This is a genomic window from Rhodococcus sp. 7Tela_A2, assembly GCF_049311045.1.
Lineage (GTDB): Bacteria > Actinomycetota > Actinomycetes > Mycobacteriales > Mycobacteriaceae > Rhodococcus.
Genome location: NZ_JAXION010000150.1, coordinates 1 through 9,089 on the forward strand (window position 1 = coordinate 1; position 9,089 = coordinate 9,089).

A 9,089-nucleotide genomic window follows, 5' to 3' on the forward strand; every position below is an offset into this window, starting at 1 on the left:
CCGACTCCGCCAGGACGGACGGAGTGCAACTGCCCGTGGCCGGAAAAGCCTCGTACACAAGAGAACTCTCCCTCGACAAGCCATCGAGATCTCGGTGGAACAACGCGTCACGTCCGTCGTCACGCCCGAGCACCGGACCGCATTCCTCCGCCACCTCGTGCGCATTGCCCCAGAGGTCTGCTAGCTGAATCGCGGCTTTCGGCCACATCGCGTACCGATGGAGGTTGCGGGTCAATGAGAGCGCCACGGGCTGCTCAGTAGGTGCTCGGTAGCTAGGCCAGCTCAGATAGATCACCGCCAGTGTCACGGACGTGCCAGGAGGACACCCTTCGGCTACCTCTTGCCCTTAAGCCCCTTTGTAGCCTGGTCGTGTCGCAATCCGGATGTATGGCACCGGGCAAGGTCCACCCCGGTCAAATTCGCCCCTTCCACCGAGGCTTGGTTAAGATTCGTGGACTCGACTCGCGCGTTGGACAGATTTGCGAGATCCAGGCGAGCATTCCCAAGATCCGCATATTCCAGGTCAGCACCTTCGAGTCTCGCTCGAAACATATTTGCTCGCACGAATACCGCTCCAGAGAGGTCTGCACCGGTGAAATCGGCACCAGTCAAATTCGCATTGGCAAGACTCGCATGATTCAAGTTTGCACCACTAAGATTCTCATTCGAGAGGTCGATATCGGATAAATCGGCTCTAGCGAACGAGCAGTCGACCAATTTCCACGACTTAAAAGAGGGCTCGCTAAGCGTCCGCCTTTTATTGATCGACAGGATGATCGTTTTCCGAACCTCCAGCTCCGGAGCACCCTGTTCATCGGAATAGAACCGGCCCATTGGTGTCCGAAGGTATGCACGCAGTAGGTCAACGCAGACCTGACGTTCGTCGTCGTTATCGTTCCGATGCCAGTCATCCGCGAGCGCAACAATTGCGTACGCGCCAGCCAACCGTATGGCCGCGGACTCGTGGGCTAGCTGCTCGGCAGCCGTGGTGTACCGGCCACGCAATGCTTCTGTGCGCTCCAGTTCGTGTTTATCGTCGAAGTGTCGATCCGCCTGTTTGCGGTTGTACCACGCAACTGACGCAGCGATCACAGCGGACAACAACACGGCCGCGCTGGCAATTAGCGTCGCCCACGGCTGGGTCAGATCTGACATGCTCGGCACGTTAGCAAACACCACCGACGGGCTCCCAGATCACTCCATGTGAAGGTCCGTCTTAAAAACTTGGCAAGCTCCGTCCACAGCCTGATGCAACTCCTTTCGTTGCGGTTCAGTCATGCTTCCTAGTTCCGTGAGGAGATCCCCGTCAAACAATGCATTTACCTTTCTGAGCTCGTCATGGGATTCGTCGAGGCCCAGTAAGCGCAGCCTGACTTGTGCGACGGCGCGGCGTCCCCGATTTGATACGTAACCGTCCGCCGCGGACCACATTCGAGCTCCACTCTTTTGGGCGCTTACTTCATGGTCTAAGCCGATTACCACTAAGAGACCTTCTTGTAACGCACCCGCCGCTTCCACGAGCGCTTCAAGACGATCCGCCCGCAATTGCTTCTTCACTTCCGCCTTCTGTGACTCGCGGTGCAGAAACCGCTGAGTCGCAAGCTGCCGGTTCGTGTTCGAATTGTTCGCTCTGATCTGACGCTTGACGCCAGACCAAGCGATCCCCGCAGCAACTAAGGCAATGCCCGCGGCAATTAACGTTGCAACAGGTTGCGTCAGAAGACCTGGATCGTCCTGGGTGAGAAGCCCCACAAGGTCCGCCGGCACCACTACCTCTGGCTCCACATCAACCTCCGGAACGACCACCGCTTCGCCCCCTGAAGGCGGAGGTGCAGGAGGATCAGGAACATCCTGAGTTCGCATCATCGAACCGTTCATGTGACTCCCCTCAAGCGCGACAACCAAGGGTACTCGGAGAGGACGACCTCCCCAAAAGCTGACCGATGCATGCATCAATCATCGTTTGCGCAGCTGGGAAGGGTTTCCGAACCCGATTTTGCTACGCTCCGTCGCGTGAATAATCGCGATGACACGGACCGGGAGGCTCAGTGGGCGGCTAAGCCAGACAGTCACCCACCCCACGTGCCTCCCGAACTCACGGAACTGGCCGTTTGGGCGAACGCAACACAGCGTCCCCACCTCATCGAAGTGGAGAACAGCGCCCCAGCATGGCTCATTCTGGACCACTTGTGGAGGAAACTTCGCGAGGTGGTGCATCTCGTGCACGACCCAGTGGGCGCGGGTGAGGAGCGGCAAGCTCGGCGCGAGCGAGTACGAGCAGAAATCCCAAGCGTCGCTCAACGATCCAGTAAAGCAGGCGGCGCTACGGGAACGCTCCTAGAGTTCAACGGCGTCGAGGACTGAGAGGCAGCACCGGTGGTTCAGCACCTACATACAAATTGCCGCGAAGCCTGCCAACACCCGATCGCATACTCATACGAAGGGGCCGCGAGAGCCGTCTCCATGTCCGCCGAATTCCTCCGCAAGTAGGTGCCTCGTGGCCGTCTTTGCTACCGGAAGATCGGCCGCCCATCACTATCCCGCATAGCGAGCTCGTTCGCTGGTACAACACATGATTCAGGCCCGATCGGATAGCAGCGAGCCCGGCGTGAGGCTCCGCAGCCAATCTGAACCACTTGCAGGATGCTCCGTCCAGGATTAACCCTGAGAACCCGTAGAGTCGTGGACGGACCCTGCGGCAGTGGGCGAAGCGCTGCGGCGCACCGGGCTCACTTCCGACCGGATCATCCAGCGCCACAGCCGACCTTTCGAGACCTCGTGACGCATCCCGCGACTAGTTTGCGAGTTATGCACGGCGACGCTGTACTTCGAGTTGTTTAGCTCGCAGCCGGGGAGATCGACTACTCCACGAGTCCTGCGTGCGGAGTAGAGCATCGCCGATTTGCTCGAAGGTTAACTTCAGGTGATCGTGTAGGTGATTGCCGTTGTCCGCGAGGGAGAGGATGCGGTCGATTCCGTCTGCAGCGTTCGGAAAGTTGCCGAGATGGAGATTGGCGATGACTTCGAAGTTGTCGAACATCACGCGGTCGTAGACGGAGGCGTTCGGTGGGCGAACGCGCTGGACCAGTTCGAGGGCCTGGGATGCGTATCCACCGCTGAGTAGGTTGTGGATCTGCATGACATGACCCAATTGTGGCATCTCAGTCACTGTTTGCATGGAAGCGAACTCGAGCAGTCGGACTGCGAGCCGCTTCATTTCGCGATCCTCGAACTTTTTCGCTGCCTGGCCGGCCTGAATCGATAGCGTTGCAATCACGCCGCCCAGGCGTGGATTGCCGATTGTTCCGAACTTTCTCAGCTCCGCCAAGGCACGCCGGGTGAGCGCCTTGGCCCGGTCAACGTCCAAACCTCCGAGCATCGCGTCTGCCACGGAGTCGCAGGCTGCCTTTGTCACCATGCCCTGGGCGTGTGGGGTAAGGGCGACTCCCTGGATCTCAGTGAGTGCCGTTTCAATTATGTCGATACTTCGAGTGTATTCGCCCTGGGAGGCGGCACAGTTCGCGATCTCGCAGGCGAGGTACAGTTTGGCGCAGCGAAACACATAGAGCTGGTGCTCGTCGGAAGTATCGGGAACCGCGATCCTGTCAACCAGTTCAAGAATCCACTCGCCGTGCACTAGCAGCTGCTCGAGCGGGAAGATGGCGCCTTCGCGCCGAAGCTGGATTAGCCAGCCGTAGGCGCAAGCCATCAGCATTGTGAGGAGGTCAAGCATCCGTTCAGTGGGCGCTGCCTGCTTATAGATTGCACGCAGGATCTCGTGGACAAGCGGATGAACAGTGATCGTGTCACTCGCGGGATTGCTAATGCCAGACGAGTCGAGGTAGCTGCGTCGCGTGGCAATCGTCTGGGTTCGAAGGGTCACCAGGACTCTGTTCCGCTGTGCTTGGTCAGCGATCTCGGGTAACGGAGGATCGGTGAGATCCATCGTGGTTGTCTGGTGGACGGTTTGAAGGAGAAGATTCAGTGGAATCAGTTCTGGTGCGAGGAAGGCAGAGTGATACACCAACGCCTGCGTCATTCGTCTGTCTTCGTCGAGAACGTCAGCTCCGCTACCAAGTTGGGCAACCGCATGTCGGACCGCGGCGAATGCCGTCCGATCGAAACCCTCAGGAACCGAGGTCTGATCGGCAAGTGCGTCGAGGCCAGCGAAGTACTCTCGTGAGAGCTGCGAGATGTCTTCATCCGCGTTGCGGAAGTGCAAGGCCGCCATCGCGATTGCGAGTGGGACACGGCCGAGTCGGTTGACGATGTCGGTGACCACCATGGTGCGTGTGCCAGGTTCGATCTGTGCATAGGTTTCGAAGCACGCCGAGGCTTCGTCTTCAGTGAAGGGATCTACCGGAATCGATTTGGCGGTGTGCCACCACCCCGTGCTGTTAGTGGTGGTGACGATCACGAAGCCACACCCGCTCGTGGGGACGAACCGCTCAATATCCTTTCTCTGACGCGCGCCGTCGAAGACGATAACGGATGGACCACCCATGCGGGCGAACTGGCTTTGGAAAGCTGATGCAACGTCGACCACGGATTCAGCCTCTACACCGAGTTGCCTGATGACGTCCTTGAACTTGGCCTCGATCAGGCCTTCCGTGCGGCAGTCGATCCACATAACGTGTTCGTAGAAATGTCGATTGAGATGGCAGAAGTCGGCGGCGATGGTGCTCTTCCCGAACCCAGTGACGCCTGTCAGTACTGACACTTTCGGGTTTCGGGCATTGACGCTGAGGGTAAAGAGCTCGGTGAGTTCTGCGAGTTCAGAAGTTCTAGCCACGGCGGAGACCAAGCGCGGTACCTCGATAAGTGGTGCGCCCCAGTCAAAGCGCCTGAGCGCGTGGGCAATTTGCGCGTCTGGCGTGCACAGCAGGGTCAGGAGTTCGTCGGCTGTGCGACGCCTGGGGGTGACGTTGGCAGCTGCTTCGAAGATTGAGTCCATCACCAGTGCTGCGAGGAGACTCGCTGAGCTGAGACCTTGTCCAAGGGCCCGGTCGCCTCTGATCCTGCGGATGAGATCGAGAAGCGACTGCTTGATGTCTGTGAGCTTCCGGTCGTCGCGCACGACAGACCTGACCGGACCGTCTTGGCTACCCGTGATCTCCGACGCAGCAAGCACATACTGCTGGCTTCCATCCGGCAGGTCGGTGGGCTCTGCACATGCTTTTCTGAGCTTTTTTGCAAGGCGCTTATTGGTGAGGATGATTGCTTCCTCACCGCCGGAGCTCATCCGCTTGAAGATGGATTTGGTGTCGGAGTACCTGAGTGCGTTCAGTTCCGATGGAACTCGAGACGCTTTGACCTGGATTCGCCGAGTGATTGTGCCATCTACCTCGACAGCGAAGTCCACGACGTCATCGTCCTCATCGCTGGTGGCGGCAAGATCCCTGCTGGTCGGTTCGACGATGAGGGCAACTTCGTCGAGATTGCCCGTATGGGTCGTGATTATTCGGAGAAACTGCTCGGCCGTGACCAGGTACTGGTACCTGTAGCCGAACGCCGCAACGCCACCTCCGTCGGTTGTCACTTCATCTCCATATCGTCGATTTGGGCGGGACCGGGTAACAGCGACAGATTAGAATGGAACGCCGACTGACTTCCATCGATAGGTTGGACGTTACGTTCGCGCTCGCGTTTGACATTTGCGCGTGCGGCATCGAGCGACCGGCCTAGTTTGGCCTTCTCGATCTCGACCTCGCGGAGACGCTGACTTAGCGTCTGGACGAGTGCGCGAAGTTCGGCGTTCTGCTCGACGAGATGATTCTCTTCGGGATCAAAGAGTTCACCGGTGAGGTCGCTGATGCGGTTGCATCGATTGCACCTGCGCCCAGTGTATTCCGGGCCAACCCGGTAACAATCCCAACGATGGTCTATCGATCGCGGACACAGAAACGACGATCATGAACGTCGCGGCCGTGGACGTCGCCCCAAATCTTCAGCTGACGCTCGACCGGATCGAGTCCGACGACAGTCCTGTCTACGAGCTGACGATCGGGGCGCCCGATGGCTGTGACGGCTTCCCGATGATTGATCCGGCCGACATTCCGGCGATGATCGACGCCCCGACCGGCCTGTACCGCACCTATCACGCGAACCTCTATCGCGACGCGTGCGGCGCCTGATCGCGGCGGGTTGAGCCGGGCCGGTCATCTGTACCGACCCGCGCTTTGCACGCCGCGTTCCGTGTGCCTCTGCAATCCCCACCCCGATTCATCCGCTGTGCGCCCGTAGCAACGTCACGGGTGAGCCGCCTAGCCCGCGGTGTCGTCGCCCTTCAGAGGGGCCACAGCACCCTTTCTCGATCACACGTAGCTCACCGGCAACGGCGGACTTGAGCGGGAACAGAGTGGCATCTGTAGAGCGTGGAACATCCCAGCCCCGGAGGCCTAGCGAGTAATTCCCGTGGCCTGGTGCACACCAACCGACCGAAGCGAACGACCGACCGGCGTAGTAGGCATCCGTACCCTGTGCGCTACGGGGTACGGGGTACGGGGTACGCCCTGCCCTCCCACTGCTCCACTCTCTCCCGGCGTGATCCGAAAGAAGGCCCCGGGCCTAAGTCCTACGTTCAAGTTACACGGCACGAAGGAATCGCCCCGTAACATGCACGCATGAGCACGATGGGAAACGCGGACCGGCTTCGCTGCGAATACTGCAACGGTCCCGTGGATTATGAGATCAAGGGAATCGAAGCCTTCGGAGTAAGCGGGCCAGTGCGACGGGACATATTCTTTTACTGCCACAATTCCTGTGACATGGCGCAACGAACCGGGGATTGCGGACATTCGCCGAGGCAGATGCCCTCATAGCGCATCGCGGGACCCTCGCGGGTATTCCCGAAACCCTCGCGAACCCTCATCCGGTCAACGGAGTTCATACATCAGTGCGAACAACGCATCGAGCGCATCGCGGTATTCATCGTGCGCCTGCTCCAACATCGCTCTAGCAGCGTCCCGCTTCTTGTAGTCCCACTCCATTGGAATCGAGAGCCACTCAGGATCACCGGGCGAGGTCGGCCCGTCACCAGCGGGCCAGAGATATGCGTAGAGCTGCTCGCGAAACTGCCCGGCGCTTTGGACCATCCTCGACCATGTATCGGCAAGCTGGACATCGGTAGCTTTTCGTGGCTCAGTAACCCATTTCTTGTGCTGTGTCCTAAGAACGTCATCGAACCACCTCGGTAGGTGCTTGAAGTCCACGTGATCCGTGAGGTGCCTGTAGAACTTTGACCCTGGCTGTATTTCTCCGAGTAGGTTGTCGAGAAGCTTAAGGTCTTTGTCCTTCTCCCGACGGTCGTACGCGGCGCGTGCTGCTTCCAGTTCGGACCGCACTGCGTCAAGCTCGGCCACCAGTCCAGAGGCCCGGGATCTCTCGCCCTCTAGTTCGCCGTTGAGGCGCGATATTTCCTCGTCCAGCTCTCCCCGTCGCACGGAATGAACGCCATCCAAGTAGAGCGCGATGAGAAAAACGCCGGCGCACGCGATCCATCCCGAGAGGCCATGTTCCCCTAGCCAAGAGCGGATATCGGGTATCGCGAACACGAGGACTGTGACGATCGCGCTGATTCCCCCAAGCCATGCATTCATGTTCCGAAACGCCGCTGAGACCATTTTCATGCCGAACAAATACCACAGCTGAATTGCTAGCCACCTCGCGAGTTCGTCACTCCGGGTCGGGAATCGTCGGAACGAAGTCCAGTCAAAGCAGCGATCCGGCCGTTTGCATGGTGATCCCGGCTCCAATCAATACCACGCCCCACCACATCAGCACGGCGTTCCTGCTCGCCTTCTCCGAGGTCTCTCGGTCGAGCATGTCGAGCCTGGAATCGAGCCCGCGCTGGGTCCTGTTGTCCAGCTCAGCGATCTTCCGCTCAAACTTCCGCTCAAGCTCGGCCACCGCGTTCCGATTTTGCCGAACCTCGCGTGCCAGCCACTCCAACTCTGACTCACCGGCGTATCGCACCTCGACGTCGGCGCTGACCTCGACGCCAATCGGTATCGTCACGTCTATCGTGACGCTATGCCGTGTGGTTCGTCCGAGTAATTGGCGTCCAAGCTCGCGGAGCTGCTCCCGAACCGTCTCCCGAATGCCGATCACCAGTCGGACCTGCCAAACGGTCAGCCACAATCCCCCGAGCTGCAGGAGTGCGCCAGCCACAACGAGAGTTACAGCGAGTGGGCTCATACGACGCATCACATCACGGCAAACTCCTGAGACCGGGCACCGTCCCTCACCCCAGTCCGGGACGGCCTCTACATTGCTCTGGTGGAGCAGAAGAATGATGGGCTGGATTTCATGCCGGCGTGGTTCTGGAAACCAAGCCGCGGCACCTACACGTGGTCGGCCGGAATCGTCCTGACCGGTAGCGTCGCCTGCATCATCGCGTCGAACGTTCGTGAAGTCTGGGGCGTGGAGGTGTTCGCGTATGTTCTGTCCGCGATCGGAACGTTTGCCGCCGTGGCAGTCGCGCTCTGGGTTGCGCTTCGAGAGCATCTGAGGGAAGCTACACGGGCCCGAGCGGAGACTGCCACTCATGCCAAGCTCGTTCGCACCGTGTATGGCCGCGGCGACAAAATCCTTCCAGTCTCGACCGTTCGGATCATCAACTACGGCCAATTCCCCATCACCGATGTGCAATTACTCCGACTTGTCGACGGGGACGGCAAGGATGTGGAGTTCACCCTCCATTCGGTCATTGGGCAGTTCCACTCGTTGCAAGCGGACTTCCTGATAAACGGGCCGGAAGGTATGAGTCTCCCTCTATCTGTGGGTTCGGATGCTCTTGAGCTTTCGCCAGTAATCTCGTTTGTGGACGCCAACGGCGTGAAGTGGACGCGATCAGGCAATGGTGAACCCGAACGCGTCCTCAAGTCCGACTCCAGGACGACTCCATAGAGCTAGCGGGGGCTCATCAGTCGACGGTGAGGTGGCGCGAACCTCATCACACCATCCGGACATGATTGGCGTCGAAGCGTCCCCAAGCGTCAGACCGCAACTCCCTCCAACGGGGCAGCTTCTCCCCCACCGACGCCTATCAGGGCAGGTCAGCCACCCCCGGCGGGGGGGAGGGGGAGACG

At 59.4% G+C, this 9,089-nt stretch carries 7 protein-coding genes and 1 pseudogene; 2 read left to right on the forward strand and 6 right to left on the reverse strand.

Features of this window, described 5'->3' with window-relative positions; genetic code table 11:
- From TVH25_RS19460 to TVH25_RS19475, 4 genes and pseudogenes are all read right to left on the reverse strand, one after another.
- Positions 1-247 (reverse strand): annotated as a pseudogene (locus tag TVH25_RS19460) (hypothetical protein); the annotation flags it as partial.
- Positions 248-333: 86 nt separating this feature from the next.
- A complete protein-coding gene (locus TVH25_RS19465; RefSeq protein ID WP_422425250.1) occupies positions 334-1,155 on the reverse strand; it encodes a pentapeptide repeat-containing protein in 822 nt (273 codons plus the stop codon).
- A 39-nt stretch (positions 1,156-1,194) separates the two neighbouring features.
- Entirely contained in the window at positions 1,195-1,878 is a 684-nt protein-coding gene (locus tag TVH25_RS19470) for a hypothetical protein (protein ID WP_422425251.1), read from the reverse strand.
- A gap of 928 nt (positions 1,879-2,806) precedes the next feature.
- A complete protein-coding gene (locus TVH25_RS19475; protein WP_422425252.1) occupies positions 2,807-5,539 on the reverse strand; it encodes an ATP-binding protein in 2,733 nt (910 codons plus the stop codon).
- A gap of 373 nt (positions 5,540-5,912) precedes the next feature.
- Here TVH25_RS19475 and TVH25_RS19480 point away from each other — a divergent pair, with 373 nt between their 5' ends.
- Positions 5,913-6,134 (forward strand): hypothetical protein, encoded by a 222-nt coding sequence (locus TVH25_RS19480; protein WP_422425253.1) that lies wholly within the window; start codon positions 5,913-5,915, stop codon positions 6,132-6,134.
- Positions 6,135-6,875: 741 nt separating this feature from the next.
- On the opposite strand, the gene TVH25_RS19485 is transcribed toward TVH25_RS19480, so the two are convergent.
- Both TVH25_RS19485 and TVH25_RS19490 read right to left on the reverse strand, forming a co-directional pair.
- Positions 6,876-7,628, reverse strand: a complete 753-nt coding sequence (locus tag TVH25_RS19485; protein ID WP_422425254.1) for a hypothetical protein — start codon at positions 7,626-7,628, stop codon at positions 6,876-6,878.
- Between the two features lie 82 nt (positions 7,629-7,710).
- Entirely contained in the window at positions 7,711-8,169 is a 459-nt protein-coding gene (locus TVH25_RS19490; RefSeq protein ID WP_422425255.1) for a hypothetical protein, read from the reverse strand.
- Positions 8,170-8,277: 108 nt separating this feature from the next.
- Between TVH25_RS19490 and TVH25_RS19495 the strand changes: the two genes are divergently transcribed.
- A complete protein-coding gene (locus tag TVH25_RS19495) occupies positions 8,278-8,907 on the forward strand; it encodes a hypothetical protein (RefSeq protein ID WP_422425256.1) in 630 nt (209 codons plus the stop codon).
- Positions 8,908-9,089: the final 182 nt, after the last annotated feature.